Annotated in this window: 26 protein-coding genes; all 26 read left to right on the forward strand. The window is 66.1% G+C overall.

Going from position 1 to position 14,914, the window contains the following annotated elements; all coding sequences use genetic code 11:
- Positions 1 to 18 precede the first annotated feature (18 nt).
- The 26 genes from rplV (at position 19) to OVA17_RS08495 (ending at position 14,895) form a co-directional block, all read left to right on the forward strand.
- Entirely contained in the window at positions 19 to 417 is a 399-nt protein-coding gene (rplV, locus tag OVA17_RS08370; protein WP_013584010.1) for a 50S ribosomal protein L22, read from the forward strand.
- Positions 417 to 1,175 (forward strand): 30S ribosomal protein S3, encoded by a 759-nt coding sequence (rpsC, locus tag OVA17_RS08375; protein ID WP_210072346.1) that lies wholly within the window; start codon positions 417 to 419, stop codon positions 1,173 to 1,175. Before rplV ends, rpsC begins: the two co-directional genes overlap by 1 nt.
- A complete protein-coding gene (gene rplP / locus OVA17_RS08380) occupies positions 1,175 to 1,594 on the forward strand; it encodes a 50S ribosomal protein L16 (RefSeq protein ID WP_056226254.1) in 420 nt (139 codons plus the stop codon). The genes rpsC and rplP overlap by 1 nt, the downstream gene beginning before the upstream one ends.
- Positions 1,594 to 1,905, forward strand: coding sequence for a 50S ribosomal protein L29 (gene rpmC / locus OVA17_RS08385; RefSeq protein WP_210072345.1), 312 nt, complete (start codon positions 1,594 to 1,596; stop codon positions 1,903 to 1,905). The genes rplP and rpmC overlap by 1 nt, the downstream gene beginning before the upstream one ends.
- Positions 1,905 to 2,231, forward strand: coding sequence for a 30S ribosomal protein S17 (gene rpsQ / locus OVA17_RS08390; protein WP_144829716.1), 327 nt, complete (start codon positions 1,905 to 1,907; stop codon positions 2,229 to 2,231). The genes rpmC and rpsQ overlap by 1 nt, the downstream gene beginning before the upstream one ends.
- Positions 2,232 to 2,266: 35 nt before the next feature.
- Entirely contained in the window at positions 2,267 to 2,635 is a 369-nt protein-coding gene (gene rplN, locus OVA17_RS08395; protein WP_013584005.1) for a 50S ribosomal protein L14, read from the forward strand.
- 2 nt (positions 2,636 to 2,637) lie between these two features.
- Positions 2,638 to 2,997 carry a 50S ribosomal protein L24 gene (gene rplX / locus OVA17_RS08400; RefSeq protein ID WP_094736303.1) on the forward strand — a complete coding sequence of 120 codons (360 nt, stop codon included), beginning with the start codon at positions 2,638 to 2,640 and terminating at the stop codon, positions 2,995 to 2,997.
- A 2-nt stretch (positions 2,998 to 2,999) separates the two neighbouring features.
- Positions 3,000 to 3,590: a 50S ribosomal protein L5 gene (gene rplE, locus OVA17_RS08405; RefSeq protein ID WP_210072344.1), complete on the forward strand. Its 591-nt coding sequence runs from the start codon at positions 3,000 to 3,002 to the stop codon at positions 3,588 to 3,590.
- A gap of 93 nt (positions 3,591 to 3,683) precedes the next feature.
- On the forward strand, positions 3,684 to 4,082 hold the full coding sequence (gene rpsH / locus OVA17_RS08410) for a 30S ribosomal protein S8 (RefSeq protein WP_094736305.1): 399 nt from the start codon (positions 3,684 to 3,686) through the stop codon (positions 4,080 to 4,082).
- 6 nt (positions 4,083 to 4,088) lie between these two features.
- Positions 4,089 to 4,625: a 50S ribosomal protein L6 gene (gene rplF / locus OVA17_RS08415; RefSeq protein WP_058623966.1), complete on the forward strand. Its 537-nt coding sequence runs from the start codon at positions 4,089 to 4,091 to the stop codon at positions 4,623 to 4,625.
- Positions 4,626 to 4,627: 2 nt separating this feature from the next.
- The gene (rplR, locus tag OVA17_RS08420; RefSeq protein ID WP_056226271.1) at positions 4,628 to 4,987 is read left to right on the forward strand and encodes a 50S ribosomal protein L18; all 360 of its coding nucleotides are present in this window, start codon (positions 4,628 to 4,630) and stop codon (positions 4,985 to 4,987) included.
- Positions 4,984 to 5,664: a 30S ribosomal protein S5 gene (gene rpsE / locus OVA17_RS08425; RefSeq protein ID WP_056226274.1), complete on the forward strand. Its 681-nt coding sequence runs from the start codon at positions 4,984 to 4,986 to the stop codon at positions 5,662 to 5,664. The genes rplR and rpsE overlap by 4 nt, the downstream gene beginning before the upstream one ends.
- Positions 5,664 to 5,849: a 50S ribosomal protein L30 gene (gene rpmD / locus OVA17_RS08430; protein ID WP_013583998.1), complete on the forward strand. Its 186-nt coding sequence runs from the start codon at positions 5,664 to 5,666 to the stop codon at positions 5,847 to 5,849. Before rpsE ends, rpmD begins: the two co-directional genes overlap by 1 nt.
- Complete coding sequence (gene rplO, locus OVA17_RS08435) at positions 5,849 to 6,382, forward strand: 50S ribosomal protein L15 (RefSeq protein ID WP_103206777.1); 534 nt, start codon at positions 5,849 to 5,851, stop codon at positions 6,380 to 6,382. The genes rpmD and rplO overlap by 1 nt, the downstream gene beginning before the upstream one ends.
- Positions 6,383 to 6,490: 108 nt before the next feature.
- Complete coding sequence (secY, locus tag OVA17_RS08440; RefSeq protein ID WP_094736370.1) at positions 6,491 to 7,813, forward strand: preprotein translocase subunit SecY; 1,323 nt, start codon at positions 6,491 to 6,493, stop codon at positions 7,811 to 7,813.
- Positions 7,810 to 8,406 (forward strand): adenylate kinase, encoded by a 597-nt coding sequence (locus tag OVA17_RS08445; RefSeq protein ID WP_267786109.1) that lies wholly within the window; start codon positions 7,810 to 7,812, stop codon positions 8,404 to 8,406. The genes secY and OVA17_RS08445 overlap by 4 nt, the downstream gene beginning before the upstream one ends.
- 1 nt (position 8,407) lies before the next feature.
- Positions 8,408 to 9,247 (forward strand): type I methionyl aminopeptidase, encoded by an 840-nt coding sequence (map, locus tag OVA17_RS08450; RefSeq protein ID WP_267786111.1) that lies wholly within the window; start codon positions 8,408 to 8,410, stop codon positions 9,245 to 9,247.
- On the forward strand, positions 9,247 to 9,951 hold the full coding sequence (locus OVA17_RS08455; RefSeq protein WP_210072340.1) for a DsbA family protein: 705 nt from the start codon (positions 9,247 to 9,249) through the stop codon (positions 9,949 to 9,951). The genes map and OVA17_RS08455 overlap by 1 nt, the downstream gene beginning before the upstream one ends.
- A gap of 141 nt (positions 9,952 to 10,092) precedes the next feature.
- Entirely contained in the window at positions 10,093 to 10,314 is a 222-nt protein-coding gene (gene infA / locus OVA17_RS08460; RefSeq protein WP_013583992.1) for a translation initiation factor IF-1, read from the forward strand.
- 59 nt (positions 10,315 to 10,373) lie between these two features.
- Positions 10,374 to 10,490, forward strand: coding sequence for a 50S ribosomal protein L36 (gene rpmJ, locus OVA17_RS08465; RefSeq protein ID WP_005050492.1), 117 nt, complete (start codon positions 10,374 to 10,376; stop codon positions 10,488 to 10,490).
- A gap of 142 nt (positions 10,491 to 10,632) precedes the next feature.
- Positions 10,633 to 11,007 carry a 30S ribosomal protein S13 gene (gene rpsM, locus OVA17_RS08470; RefSeq protein WP_056226287.1) on the forward strand — a complete coding sequence of 125 codons (375 nt, stop codon included), beginning with the start codon at positions 10,633 to 10,635 and terminating at the stop codon, positions 11,005 to 11,007.
- A gap of 34 nt (positions 11,008 to 11,041) precedes the next feature.
- Positions 11,042 to 11,440, forward strand: a complete 399-nt coding sequence (gene rpsK, locus OVA17_RS08475) for a 30S ribosomal protein S11 (RefSeq protein ID WP_013583990.1) — start codon at positions 11,042 to 11,044, stop codon at positions 11,438 to 11,440.
- A gap of 190 nt (positions 11,441 to 11,630) precedes the next feature.
- Positions 11,631 to 12,620, forward strand: coding sequence for a DNA-directed RNA polymerase subunit alpha (locus OVA17_RS08480; protein WP_056226291.1), 990 nt, complete (start codon positions 11,631 to 11,633; stop codon positions 12,618 to 12,620).
- 41 nt (positions 12,621 to 12,661) lie between these two features.
- Positions 12,662 to 13,192: a 50S ribosomal protein L17 gene (gene rplQ, locus OVA17_RS08485; protein ID WP_267786120.1), complete on the forward strand. Its 531-nt coding sequence runs from the start codon at positions 12,662 to 12,664 to the stop codon at positions 13,190 to 13,192.
- Positions 13,193 to 13,276: 84 nt separating this feature from the next.
- A complete protein-coding gene (gene truA, locus OVA17_RS08490; RefSeq protein ID WP_267786121.1) occupies positions 13,277 to 14,134 on the forward strand; it encodes a tRNA pseudouridine(38-40) synthase TruA in 858 nt (285 codons plus the stop codon).
- Positions 14,135 to 14,202: 68 nt separating this feature from the next.
- The gene (locus OVA17_RS08495; protein ID WP_267786122.1) at positions 14,203 to 14,895 is read left to right on the forward strand and encodes an endonuclease/exonuclease/phosphatase family protein; all 693 of its coding nucleotides are present in this window, start codon (positions 14,203 to 14,205) and stop codon (positions 14,893 to 14,895) included.
- Positions 14,896 to 14,914: the final 19 nt, after the last annotated feature.

The following is a 14,914-nucleotide window of genomic DNA, read 5'->3' on the forward strand; positions in this document are numbered from 1 at the left end:
ACCGAGGAGGAGAGAGAAATGGTGGAGTCCATCGCACGTGTGCGACACATCCGCGTGACCCCTCAGAAGGCTCGTCGCGTCGTCGCCCTCATCAAGGGCAAGCAGGCCGAAGAGGCCCTCGCGATCCTGAAGTTCGCGCCGCAGGGCGCGAGCGAGCCGATCTACAAGCTCGTCGCCTCGGCCATCGCGAACGCTCGCGTCACGGCTGACAAGACGAACGAGTACCTGGATGACGCCGACCTGTACGTGAAGAACGCGTACGTCGACGAGGGCACGACGCTCAAGCGTTTCCAGCCCCGCGCTCAGGGTCGCGCCTTCCAGATCAAGAAGCGCACGAGCCACATCACGGTCGTGCTCGCGACGCCCGAGACCGCTGAGGCGGCCCCGGCTCGCGCCAACAAGAAGGCGAGCAAGTAATGGGACAGAAAGTCAACCCGTACGGCTTCCGCCTCGGCATCACGACCGACCACGTGTCGCGGTGGTTCTCGGACTCGACGAAGGCTGGTCAGCGTTACGCCGACTACCTCGCCGAGGACATCAAGATCCGTCGCCTGCTGACCACCTCGCTTGACCGCGCCGGTGTCAGCAACATCGAGATCGAGCGCACGCGTGACCGTGTCCGCGTCGACATCCACACCGCCCGCCCGGGCATCGTGATCGGTCGCCGCGGCGCCGAGGCCGAGCGCATCCGTGCCGACCTCGAGAAGCTCACCGGAAAGCAGATCCAGCTGAACATCCTCGAGGTGAAGAACCCCGAGGCCGATGCTCAGCTCGTCGCTCAGGGTGTCGCCGAGCAGCTCACCGCTCGCGTGGCTTTCCGCCGCGCGATGCGCAAGGGTCTTCAGGGCGCGCAGCGTGCCGGCGCCAAGGGTGTCCGCATCCAGGTGTCGGGCCGCCTCGGCGGCGCCGAGATGAGCCGCTCGGAGTTCTACCGCGAAGGCCGTGTGCCCCTGCACACCCTTCGCGCGAACATCGACTACGGCTTCTACGAGGCGAAGACCACCTTCGGCCGCATCGGCGTGAAGGTCTGGATCTACAAGGGCGACCTCACCAACAAGGAGCTCGCCCGCGAGCAGGCCAACGCGCCCAAGTCGCGCGGTCGTGACGACCGCGGTGGCGACCGTCGTCGTAGCCCTCGCAACGAGGCCCCCGTGGCAGAAGGAGCGTCGGCGTAATGCTCATCCCCCGCAAGGTCAAGTACCGCAAGCAGCACCACCCCGGCCGTTCGGGCCAGGCCACCGGTGGCACCCAGGTGTCGTTCGGTGAGTTCGGGATCCAGGCGCTGACCCCCGCTTACGTGACCAACCGTCAGATCGAGTCCGCTCGTATCGCCATGACGCGTCACATCAAGCGTGGCGGAAAGGTGTGGATCAACATCTACCCCGACCGTCCTCTCACCAAGAAGCCCGCCGAAACCCGCATGGGTTCGGGTAAGGGTTCCCCCGAGTGGTGGGTCGCCAACGTCAAGCCGGGCCGCGTCCTCTTCGAGGTCGCGGGTGTCGACGAGCAGCTCGCTCGTGAGGCCCTGACCCGAGCAATTCACAAGCTGCCCCTGAAGGCACGCATCATCAAGCGCGAGGAGGGCGACGCGTAATGGCGATCGGCACCAAGCAGCTCGCCCCGAGCGAGCTCGATACGTTCGAAGACCAGCGCCTCGTCGAGGAGCTGCGTAAGGCCAAGGAAGAGCTGTTCAACCTGCGCTTCCAGTCGGCCACCGGCCAGCTCGAGAGCCACGGTCGCATCCGTGCAGTCAAGCGCGACATCGCGCGTCTGTACACCGTGATCCGTGAGCGCGAGCTCGGCATCCGCGCCACCCCGGCCCCGGTCGAGGCGACGAAGGCGAAGAAGAGCAAGGCGAAGAAGGCGGAATCCGCTGACGACGCCGCGAAGGAAGAGGCGGAGTAATGGCTACCGCGAAGAAGGCCGAGGCGCAGGTCGCCGGTCACGAGCACGCCGAGAACGACGTCCGCGACGAGAACGCCCGCGGTTACCGCAAGGCGCGTCGTGGCTACGTCGTCAGCGACAAGATGGACAAGACCATCGTCGTCGAGGTCGAGGACCGCGTGAAGCACCCGCTCTACGGCAAGGTCATCCGCCGCACCTCGAAGGTCAAGGCGCACGACGAGTCCAACTCGGCGGGCATCGGCGACCTCGTCGTCATCAACGAGACCCGTCCGCTCAGCGCCACCAAGCGCTGGCGCCTGGTCGAGATCCTCGAGAAGGCCAAGTAAGCCTCGCGGCTTACTTGGAATCCAAGGAGTAAAAAGTGATTCAGAACGAATCCCGGCTGAAGGTCGCCGACAACACCGGCGCCAAGGAGCTGCTCACCATCCGCGTGCTCGGCGGCTCCAACCGTCGTTACGCCGGCCTGGGCGACGTCATCGTCGCCACGGTCAAGGACGCGATCCCGGGTGGAAACGTCAAGAAGGGCGACGTGGTCAAGGCCGTCGTCGTCCGTGTCGTGAAGCAGACCCGCCGTCCCGACGGCTCTTACATCAAGTTCGACGAGAACGCCGCCGTGATCCTGAAGAACGACGGGGAGCCCCGCGGCACCCGCATCTTCGGGCCGGTCGGTCGTGAGCTTCGCGACAAGAAGTTCATGAAGATCGTCTCGCTCGCCCCGGAGGTCATCTGATCATGGCGAAAATCAAAAAGGGCGACCTGGTTCAGGTCATCTCGGGCGCCAAGCCCGAGCGTGGCGGCGACCGCGGCAAGCAGGGTAAGGTCCTCGAGGTCCTCACCGAGCAGAACCGCGTCATCGTCGAGGGCGTGAACTACGTCACCAAGCACAACCGCGTGGGCCAGTCCCAGCGCGGAACCAAGACCGGTGGCATCGAGACCTTCGAGGCCCCGATCCACATCTCCAACGTCGCGCTCGTCGACCCCTCGACCAAGAAGCCGACGCGTGTCGGCCACCGTGTCGAGGAGCAGGTGAAGGACGGCGTCAAGCGCACCGTCCGCGTGCGCTTCGCGAAGAAGTCAGGCAAGGACCTCTGAACATGAGCACCTCGACTGCCGCGGCGGCTGGCAAGATCCAGCCCCGCCTCAAGCAGAAGTACAACGCCGAGATCAAGAAGGCGCTGCAGGACGAGTTCGGCTACGAGAACGTCATGCAGATCCCCGGTCTGGTCAAGGTGGTCGTGAACACCGGTGTCGGCGAGGCAGCTCGAGACAGCAAGGTGATCGATGGTGCGGTCGACGACCTCACCAAGATCACCGGTCAGAAGCCCATCGTCACCAAGGCCCGCAAGTCCATCGCGCAGTTCAAGCTGCGTGAGGGCCAGGCCATCGGTGCGCACGTCACCCTTCGTGGTGACCGTGCGTGGGAGTTCGTCGACCGCCTCGTCAACCTCGCGCTGCCCCGCATCCGCGACTTCCGCGGGCTGTCGGCCAAGCAGTTCGACGGCAACGGCAACTACACCTTCGGTCTCCAGGAGCAGTCCGTGTTCCACGAGATCGACCAGGACCGCATCGACCGCGTGCGTGGTTTCGACATCACCATCGTCACCACCGCGAAGTCCGACGACGAGGGCCGCTCGCTGCTGCGTCAGCTCGGCTTCCCGTTCCAGTCGGCCGACGCGCAGGCCTGACCCCCAGGGCCCCCGGGGTTTCCGGGGGCCCTTCATCGAAGGTCGACTGTCGCGTAACGGCAGCCGAAACCTCATGACCGAAAGAAGCAACACATGACGATGACAGACCCGGTCGCAGACATGCTGACCCGTCTGCGCAACGCGAACTCGGCGCACCACGACTCCGTGTCGATGCCGAGCTCGAAGCTCAAGACGAACATCGCCGCCATCCTCAAGCAGGAGGGTTACATCGCCGACTGGAACGTCGAAGACGCTCGTGTCGGCCAGACCCTCAACATGACGCTGAAGTACGGCCCGAACCGCGAGCGGTCGATCGCCGGCATCAAGCGCGTGTCGAAGCCCGGCCTCCGCGTTTACGCGAAGTCGACCGAGGTCCCCACGGTCCTCGGTGGCCTCGGCGTTGCCATCCTGTCCACCTCCTCCGGTCTCCTCACCGACCGTCAGGCCGAGCAGAAGGGCGTCGGCGGGGAAGTCCTCGCCTACGTGTGGTGATCTGACATGTCGCGTATTGGACGTCTTCCCATCGACATCCCCGCCGGCGTCACCGTTTCGGTGAACGGCCGGGAGGTCTCCGTCAAGGGCCCCAAGGGCGAGCTCGCGCTCACCGTGGCACAGCCTCTCGAGGTGTCGGTCGAGGAGAACCAGGTTCTCGTCACCCGCCCCGACGACGAGCGCGAGTCGCGGTCGCTCCACGGCCTGACCCGCACGCTCATCAACAACAACATCATCGGTGTCACCCAGGGCTACACCAAGGGCCTCGAGGTCGTCGGTACGGGTTACCGCGTGGCGCAGAAGGGCAGCTCGGTCGAGTTCGCCCTCGGCTTCTCGCACCCCGTTCTCATCGACCCGCCCGCAGGGATCACCCTCACGGTCGAAGGCAACAACAAGCTCACCGTGAGCGGCATCGACAAGCAGGCCGTCGGCGAGGCCGCCGCCAACATCCGTAAGATCCGCAAGCCCGAGCCCTACAAGGGCAAGGGTGTGCGGTATGCGGGCGAGGTCGTGCGCCGCAAGGCCGGAAAGAGTGGTAAGTAGCCATGGCTGTCAAGACAAAGTCCGTCGCCCGCTCGCGTCGCCACCTGCGTCTTCGCAAGAAGATCGTCGGTACCGAGCTGCGCCCCCGCCTCGTGGTGACGCGTTCCGCCCGCCACGTCTTCGTCCAGGTCGTGGACGACAGCAAGGGCCACACCGTGGCCTCCGCCTCCACCCTCGAGACCGACCTGCGCGGCTTCGACGGTGACAAGACCGCCAAGGCCCGCAAGGTCGGCGAGCTCGTCGCCGAGCGTGCCAAGGCCGCTGGCGTGTCCGACGTCGTGTTCGACCGCGGCGGTAACCGTTACGCCGGTCGTGTCGCCGCGATCGCCGACGGAGCTCGCGAAGGAGGGCTGAACCTGTGAGTGACAACAAGGAGACCGAAGTGACCGAGCAGACTGCACCGGCTGAGGGTGCGGCTGCGGCTCAGGCCCCCGCCGAGCGTGAGCGCGAGCCGCGTCGCGGTGGTCGCGAGCGCAACACCAACCAGCGCGACCGTGGTTCGCGCGACCGCAACGAGAGCCAGTTCCTCGAGCGCGTCGTGACGATCAACCGCGTGTCGAAGGTGGTCAAGGGTGGCCGTCGCTTCAGCTTCACGGCGCTCGTCGTCGTGGGCGATGGCAACGGCGTCGTGGGTGTCGGCTACGGCAAGGCCCGCGAAGTCCCCCTCGCCATCTCGAAGGGTGTCGAAGAGGCCAAGCGCAACTTCTTCCGCGTCCCCCGCTCGGGCTCGACCATCCCTCACCCCGTCCAGGGCGAGGCCGCTGCCGGTGTGGTGCTCCTGCGCCCCGCCGCCGCCGGTACCGGTGTTATCGCCGGTGGTCCCGTCCGCGCCGTCCTCGAGTGCGCCGGCATCCACGATGTCCTCTCGAAGTCGCTCGGCTCGTCGAACACGATCAACATCGTGCACGCGACCGTCGAGGCGCTGAAGTCGCTCGAAGAGCCCCGCGCCGTGGCTGCTCGCCGTGGCCTGGAGTTCGACCAGGTAGCTCCGGCCCGCCTCGTGCGCGCCGAGGCCGCTGCTCAGAAGGTAGGTGCCTGATGGCCGAGCGTCTGAAGGTCACGCAGATCAAGTCCAAGGTGAGCGAGAAGCAGAACCAGCGCGACACGCTGCGTTCGCTCGGTCTCAAGCGGATCGGCGACTCAGTCGTCCGTCCCGACGACGCGCAGACGCGCGGTTACGTCAAGACCGTCGCCCACCTCGTCAAGGTTGAGGAGATCGACTAATGGCTGCCAAGAAGGACGAGACCGCTACGGTCGACGCCCCGAAGAAGGCATCGGCCCGTAAGACGGCCGAGAAGAACGAAGCGCCCGCGGCGCGCCCCGGCGTGCTCAAGGTCCACCACCTGCGTCCCGTCCCGGGAGCTCGTACCGCAAAGACCCGTGTCGGTCGCGGTGAGGGCTCCAAGGGTAAGACGGCCGGTCGCGGTACCAAGGGAACGAAGGCTCGTTACCAGGTCCGTGTGGGCTTCGAGGGTGGGCAGATGCCTCTGCACATGCGCACCCCGAAGCTCCGTGGCTTCAAGAACCCGTTCCGCGTCGAGTACCAGGTCGTGAACCTGGACAAGCTCGGCGAGCTCTACCCGCAGGGTGGCGACGTGACCGTCGCCGACCTGGTGGCCAAGGGCGCTGTCCGCAAGAACGAGAAGGTCAAGGTGCTCGGCACCGGCGACATCTCGGTCGCGCTGACCGTCTCGGTCGACAAGGTCTCCGGCTCCGCTGAGCAGAAGATCGTCGCCGCTGGCGGCTCCGTCAACTGACGCCCGACCCTTGAGGGGCCGGCGGCCTTATGGCCGTCGGCCCCTTCTGGGTTAGTCTGATTTGGTGTGCGCCCTGTCGCGTGCCGAGATCGTTCTGGAGGAATCCCCTTGTTCAGCGCCATAGCGCGGGTTTTCCGCACGCCCGACCTGAGGCGGAAGATCGCCTTCACGCTGGGCATCATCGCCATTTACCGGCTGGGTGCCCACGTGCCGACACCGTTCGTCGACTTCCCGAACGTTCAGCAGTGTCTGAACCAGTCGGGTGGTACCGAGGGCCTGCTGTCCCTGGTCAACCTTTTCTCCGGTGGCGCGCTTCTGCAGCTGTCGATCTTCGCCCTGGGCGTCATGCCGTACATCACGGCGACCATCATCGTGCAGCTGCTGCGCGTGGTGATCCCGCACTTCGAGACCCTGTACAAAGAGGGCCAGGCGGGTCAGGCCAAGCTCACGCAGTACACCCGTTACCTCACGATCGCGCTTGCGCTCCTGCAGTCGACGACGCTTGTCACGGTTGCCCGTTCGGGTCAGCTCTTCGGCTCGGCCGGAGTGCCCGAGTGCCAGCAGCTCCTGACGAACGACATCTGGTGGGCCCAGCTGCTCATGATCATCACGATGACCGCCGGTACGGGCCTGGTCATGTGGTTCGCCGAGCTCGTCACCGAGCGCGGCGTCGGCAACGGCATGTCGATCCTGATCTTCACCTCGATCGCCGCCACCTTCCCCGGCGCCATGATCTCGATCCTCAACGCCCGCGGTGTCGAGGTCTTCCTCCTCGTGCTCGCCGTCAGCATCGTGATCGTCGCCCTCGTGGTGTTCGTCGAGCAGTCTCAGCGACGGATCCCGGTGCAGTACGCCAAACGGATGGTCGGTCGCCGCACGTACGGCGGCACCAACACCTACATTCCGATCAAGGTCAACATGGCCGGCGTCGTCCCCGTGATCTTCGCCTCGTCGCTTCTGTACATCCCGGCGCTCATCGCGCAGTTCAATCAGCCTCAGGCCGGCCAGGAGCCGGCCGCCTGGGTCACGTGGATCTCGCAGTACCTCACGCGCGGAGACCACCCGCTCTATATGCTCGTCTACTTCCTGCTGATCATCGGGTTCGCCTACTTCTACGTCGCGATCACGTTCAACCCGGTCGACGTGGCGGACAACATGAAGAAGTACGGCGGATTCATCCCCGGTATCCGCGCCGGCCGCCCGACTGCCGAGTACCTCGACTACGTGCTCACGCGCATCACGCTTCCGGGCTCGATCTACCTGGGTCTGATCGCGCTGCTTCCTCTCGTGGCCCTGGCCACCGTGGGCGCGAACCAGAACTTCCCGTTCGGCGGAGCGTCGATCCTCATCATCGTGGGTGTCGGTCTCGAGACGGTGAAGCAAATCGACGCGCAGCTTCAGCAGCGTCACTACGAAGGGCTGCTGCGATGACCGCTCGCCTTCTGATCGTCGGCCCACAGGGCTCGGGCAAGGGGACGCAGGGCGTCCGTGTCGGCGAAGCCTTCGGCATCCCGGTCGTCTCGACGGGCGACGTGTTCCGCGCCAACGTCAAGGACGGCACGGAGCTCGGCCTCCAGGTGAAGTCGATCATCGACGCCGGAGATCTCGTCCCTGACGAATTGACCAGCGCTGTCGTCCGCGATCGCCTCGCGCAGGCGGACGCTGCAGAGGGCTTCCTGCTCGACGGGTACCCCCGCAACCTCGCTCAGGTGCTGCACCTCGACGAGTTCCTGGAGGGACGCGACGAGTCGCTCGATGCCGTGATCGCACTCGTCGTGCCGCGTGAGGAGTCTCTGGCACGGCTGACCGCGCGCGCCGCCGAGCAGGGGCGCGCCGACGACACCGAAGAGGCCATCGCCACCCGCCTGGGCATCTACGAGCGTGAGACGGCTCCCATCCTCGATGTCTACGGCACGCGCGGGATCGTCGATGAGATCGACGGCGTCGGCAGCCTCGACGATGTCACGGCCCGGATTTTCGCCGCGCTCGAAGCGCGCGGTCTCGGCGCGACCCCGGCCACCTGACGTGGGGCTGCGCTCCTCGATCTACAAGAAGCCCGCACAGCTGCGGTCGATGATCGAACCCGGTCTGATCACCGCGGATGCTCTGGCTGCCGTGCGATCGCTCATTGCGCCCGGCGTGACGACGCTCGAACTCGACGCGGCCGCGTCCGCGTCGATCGCGGCGCGGGGGGCGAAGTCCAACTTCCAGATGGTTCGCGGCTATCGACACACGATCTGCGCCTCGGTGAACGAGCAGGTGGTTCACGGCATCCCGAATGACCGCCCGCTGCAGGCGGGAGACATCCTCTCGGTCGACGCGGGAGCCGAGTTCCAGGGGTGGAACGGCGACTCCGCTTTTACGGTCATCGTGCCAGGGGAGGCTCCCGAGGCGCTCGTGGCTCCGCGCAGGAGACTCTCGGAGGTGACCGAGGGGTCGCTCTGGGCCGGTATCGCCGCGCTGAGCCGGGCGAGCCATCTCTCCGAGGTCGGCGCCGCCATCGAGCAATACATCGAGGACAACGCACCCGAGGGGGGCTACGGCATCCTTCGCGATTATGTGGGTCATGGCATCGGCCGGAAGATGCACGAATCGCCGAGCATCTTCAACTACGCCGTCGCCGATCGCGGCCCCGAGGTGCGCCCCGGCCTGGCCGTGGCGATCGAGCCGATGGTCGTCATCGGTGACCAAGAGACGTTCACCGAGGACGATGGGTGGACCGTTTCGACGGTGGACGGCACAGCCGGCTCCCACTGGGAACATAGTGTCGCCGTGCATGATGGAGGCATCTGGGTCCTCACCGCGCACGATGGCGGTGCCGAGAAACTGGCGCCTTTCGGTGTGGTGCCGAAGGAGATCGACTGATGATGATGGCCGCTGCGCGCAAGACCACGAACTGGTTCGCGATCGGGGTGACCGCTGCCGCGCTGGTGGTGGTCCTGATCGTCGGGGGAGTTGTGTGGTTCGCCAACAGCCAGGCCACCTCGCCGGGTACGCTGCCGCAGGCTTCGGCCGTGGACACCGAGACCGGGGCGATCTCCGTCGGTAGCGGAGACAAGACCGTCGACACCTACATCGACTTCATGTGCCCCGTGTGCAATTCGTTCGAGCAGGCCTACGGTCCGACCCTGCAGCAGCTCGTCGACGACAGCACCATCACGCTGAAGATCCACCCGATTGCGATCCTCGACCGGCTGTCCCAGGGGACGCAGTACTCGACACGTGCGGCCAATGCCGCCTACTGCGTCGCGGTGGACGACTCCGCGAACATCCCCGCCTTCGTGAAGGCGCTGTATGCGCAGCAGCCCAAGGAGAACACCGCGGGACTCGACGACACCACCCTCGCCTCCATCGCCACGTCGGCCGGGGCATCGGATGCCGTGTCCTCGTGCATCACGTCGGGCACCTACACGAAGTTCGTGACCGCGATGACGCAGAAGACCCCGTTGCAGCCGAACGCGACGAGCGTGGCCACCCCGACGATCGCGGTGAACGGCACCGTCCTGCAGAACCAGACCGACCTCTCGGGTGATCCGCAGAAGGACATCGTCGCGCGCCTGAACGGCTGACTCGGCTCCCGGCGAGTTGCCGGGTCGGGCATTACCACGTATGCTTGATCTTTGGTGCGTTGCGCCTTCATTGGCGTGTCGACGTATCGAACCCCCATCCACCGCAGACCGGCCGGTCTGCAACTGAGCGTGAGCGAGTTTATGGCGAAGAAAGACGGTGTCATCGAGATCGAGGGCACGGTGTCCGAAGCACTGCCCAACGCGATGTTCCGTGTCGAGCTGACGAACGGGCACAAAGTGCTCGCAACCATCTCGGGCAAGATGCGGCAGAACTACATCCGCATCATCCCGGAGGACCGCGTCGTCGTCGAACTGAGCCCCTACGACCTCACCCGTGGTCGTATCGTCTACCGCTACCGCTGAGTCCGGCCGAGAAGTAACGACCGCAACCGCGAGTCGAAGACAGCGAAATCAGGAACATCATGAAGGTCAACCCCTCCGTCAAGCCCATCTGCGACCACTGCAAGGTGATCCGTCGTCACGGGCGCGTGATGGTGATCTGCAAGAGCAACCCGCGCCACAAGCAGCGCCAGGGCTGAGCTTCCAGCTCGACACCTTTCCAACTGAATACACAACGGCAGGATCAGATCCCATCCGCTCGCGCGGTCGGGGGACACCTCGGGTCGGAGGCCCGAGCACCGGTCCTGCTCCACACCTCCAACACACTCTGAGGAGAGCCGCATGGCACGTCTTGCCGGCGTCGACATCCCGCGCGATAAGCGCGTGGTGATCGCACTTACTTACATCTACGGCGTGGGTCGCACCCGCTCCGTCGAGATCCTGAACGCAACGGACATCAGCCAGGACATCCGCGTCAAGGACCTCACCGACGACCAGTTGGTCGCTCTGCGCGACCACATCGAAGGCACCTACAAGGTGGAGGGTGACCTCCGTCGCGAGGTCGCCGCCGACATCCGCCGCAAGGTCGAGATCGGTTCCTACGAGGGCCTGCGCCACCGCCGCGGCCTCCCCGTGCGCGGCCAGCGCACGAAGACGAACGCGCGTACCCGCAAGGGCCCCAAGCGCACGGTCGCCGGCAAGAAGAAGGCGCGCTAGGCCTCCGCCGGCGCAGGATTCAGGAGAACCGCACATGGCACAGGCCAAGTCCGCCGCGCGCAAGCCGCGTCGCAAAGAGAAGAAGAACATCGCCGTGGGTCAGGCCCACATCAAGTCGACGTTCAACAACACCATCGTTTCGATCACCGACCCCTCGGGTGCCGTCATCAGCTGGGCTTCGTCCGGCGGTGTCGGGTTCAAGGGCTCGCGCAAGTCGACGCCGTACGCCGCAGGCATGGCCGCGGAGTCGGCCGCTCGCCAGGCACAGGAGCACGGCGTCAAGAAGGTCGACGTCTTCGTGAAGGGTCCGGGTTCGGGTCGTGAGACCGCGATCCGTTCGCTGACCGCGGCCGGCCTCGAGGTCGGTTCGATCCAGGACGTGACGCCCCAGGCCCACAACGGCTGCCGTCCGCCCAAGCGTCGCCGCGTCTGACGCGATCCGTTCCCGGGGAGTGCTCGCCACTCCCCGGGAACGCCGCGCTCACGCGCGACCTCAGACTTCCGGATGCCGCGACGCACCCTCGACGCCATCGTCGGGGTTCACGGCATCCCGCGAGTACAACTCAACACCTCACCCCATTACACGTGTCATATAGCGGGCACGTGATCGAAAGGAACACATAGTGCTCATCGCACAGCGTCCCACTCTGACCGAGGAGAAGATCGGGGAGTTCCGCAGCCGTTTCGTCATCGAGCCGCTGGAGCCCGGCTTCGGTTACACGATCGGCAACGCGCTGCGTCGCAGCCTCCTGTCGTCGATCCCCGGCGCGGCCGTCACGAGCATCCGCATCGACGGCGTCCTGCACGAGTTCAGCACGATCCCGGGCGTGAAGGAAGACGTCACCGAGATCATCCTGAACATCAAGCAGCTGGTCGTCTCGAGCGAGCGCGACGAGCCCATCACGGCGTACCTGCGCAAGACCGGCGCCGGTGAGGTCACCGCCGCCGACATCTCCGCTCCCGCGGGTGTCGAGGTGCACAACCCCGAGCTGGTCATCGCCACGCTGAACGACACGGCGAAGTTCGAGCTCGAGCTCACCATCGAGCGTGGCCGCGGCTACGTCTCGGCGACCCAGAACCGCAACGAGTACGCCGAGGCCGGTCAGATCCCGATCGACTCGATCTACTCGCCCGTGCTCAAGGTCAGCTACCGCGTCGACGCCACCCGTGCCGGTGAGCGTACCGACTTCGACAAGCTCGTCCTCGACGTCGAGTCGAAGGCCTCGATCGCCCCGCGCGACGCCGTGGCCTCCGCCGGTCGCACCCTCGTCGAGCTCTTCGGCCTCGCCCGTGAGCTGAACGTCGAGGCCGAGGGCATCGAGATCGGCCCCGCGCCGGTCGAGACCGTCCTCTCCAACGAGCTGTCGATGCCGATCGAGGATCTCGATCTGTCGGTCCGCTCGTACAACTGCCTCAAGCGCGAGGGCATCAACACCGTTTCGGAGCTGGTCGCCCTTTCCGAGACGCAGTTGATGAACATCCGCAACTTCGGTCAGAAGTCGGTCGACGAGGTGCGCGACAAGCTCACCTCCCTCGGCCTGTCGCTCAAGGACTCGGTGCCCGGCTTCGACGGCGCCCAGTTCTACAGCGGCTACGACGAAGAAACCGTCTGACCCTGTCGGACCCGACCGAACCTCTCCTGGAGTAATACGACATGCCTAAGCCCACGAAGGGTCCCCGCCTCGGAGGCGGCCCGGCCCACGAGCGTCTGCTTCTCGCGAACCTCGCGGCAGCTCTTTACACGCACAAGTCCATCAAGACGACCGAGACCAAGGCCAAGCGCCTGCGTCCGCTCGCCGAGCGCCTCATCACCTTCGCCAAGCGTGGCGACCTCCACGCGCGTCGTCGCGTGCTGAGCGTCATCGGCGACAAAGAGGTCGTGCACACCCTCTTCACCGAGATCGCGCCGCTGGTGGCCGAGCGTGACGGCGGGTACACCCGCATCACCAAGGTCGGCAACCGCAAGGGCGACAACGCTCCCATGGCCGTGATCGAGCTCGTCCTCGAGCCCGTCGCGAAGAAGGCGTCCAACAAGGCTGCTGCGGCTCCCGCCGCCGTGGCTGCGCCGGCCGCCGAGGAGACCTCCACGGACGAGGCCGCCGCCGCCGGCGCCGAGTCGCCCGAGGAAGGCGCCGCCGCCGAGGCTGCAGCCGACGACGCCGTCCAGGACGACGCCAAGGCCTGAGCCTTCTCGCTCGCACGAAGCCCCCACCCGACTCGGGTGGGGGCTTCGTCGTCTTCGCTGTGCGCGCGCTCTTAGGCTTGACCCGTGCGCATCCGACTCGACATCGCCTACGACGGCTCGCATTTCCGCGGGTGGGCCCGTCAACCAGGGCTACGGACAGTGCAGGGAGAGCTGGAAAGCGCTCTTGCTCGCGTCGTCGGAGGCGATCCGCGACTCGTCGTCGCCGGGCGGACCGATGCGGGAGTGCACGCTACGGGCCAGGTCGCCCATCTCGACCTCGATGAGGAGCAGGCGGCCCGTCTGCCGCGGCGCCGTCGGGACAACGACGAACTCGACGCGATCGCGGCCCTCGCGGGTCGTCTTCGCGGCATCCTGGGCGGGTACGCCGACGTGACGGTCTTGCGGACCTCGCTCGCCCCCGCCGGATTCGATGCGCGGTTCTCGGCCGTCTGGCGGCGGTACAGCTATCGTCTCGCCGACGCCACGGCGGGTTACGACCCGCTCGAAAGGCAGTGGACGACGTACGTTCGAAGCATCCTCGATGGACAGGCGATGGATGCCGCGGCCTCACGCCTCATCGGCCTCCACGATTTCGCCGCCTACTGCAAGGCCCGCGAGGGCGCGACGACCATTCGGACGCTTCTCGAATACGACTGGCATCGGGACGACACCGGGGTGCTGGTGGCGAACGTCCGGGCCGATGCCTTCTGTCACAGCATGGTGCGCGCTCTCGTGGGTGCGTGTGTCGCGGTGGGGGAGGGGCGCATCGGGATCGACGACGTGGTCGCGATCCGGGAGGCGCGCATGCGGATTCCGGAGACGAAGGTCCTGGCCGCGCGGGGCCTGGTTCTCGCCGAAGTGGGTTATCCCGCGGACGAGCTGCTCGCCGCTCGCGCGGAGCAGACGCGGAACCGTCGCGATGCCGAGGATACGGCTCCCTGATCTCGTCGGGAGAACCATGTGCAACCCCTCGGTGATCCTGCTGCGGGCGGACGTATGCTGACATCGCCATGAAGGTCATCTCGTACAACCTCAACAAGCACCGGGCCGCCGGTGAGCTCGTCGCCCTCGTAGAGAATCACGAGGCCGATGTTCTCTGCCTGCAGGAATGCGACAGTACGGACATCCCGGATCACATCGGCGGGCTCCGTTTGGCGGAGGCGACGCAGCGCAACCGTCTCGGCCTGGCCCTCTACTACCGGGAGAACACGTTCCGGGCCGAGGACGTCCGTGCGATCGGTTTGAAAAAGTCTCTGCACGACCGTGTGCTCAAGCCCGCGGAAGAGCGCATGCTCGGCGTGCGGTTGCGCGACATCGACCACGGGCGCGACGTCATCGTGGCATCGTTCCACGCCGCGCCACTGACGGCGCTCAACTCTCTGCGCCGACACCAGATCCGCACCGCGCTGTCGGAGCTGCAGAACCTCGGACCGGGTCTTCCCGCGCTCATGGTCGGGGACTACAACTACCCGGTCTTCAAGGAGAACCTCGGGCAGAAGGTCCGTGATCAGGGCTACGAGCTGACGCTCAGCGATACCCGCACCTACACGCGCTACCGGTTCTTCCGAGGACATTACGATTTCGCGACGTCCATCGGGTTCGACATCGCGCACATCAAGACACTGCCTCAGGGACTCAGCGACCACCTACCGATCCTCATCACCGCCGACGTGACGCAGGCACGCGGGTCCGGGACCGTCTGAGCGGCGGTGCGCCCGTGGG

The sequence above is a fragment of the Microbacterium sp. SL75 genome (assembly GCF_026625865.1).
Classification (GTDB): domain Bacteria; phylum Actinomycetota; class Actinomycetes; order Actinomycetales; family Microbacteriaceae; genus Microbacterium.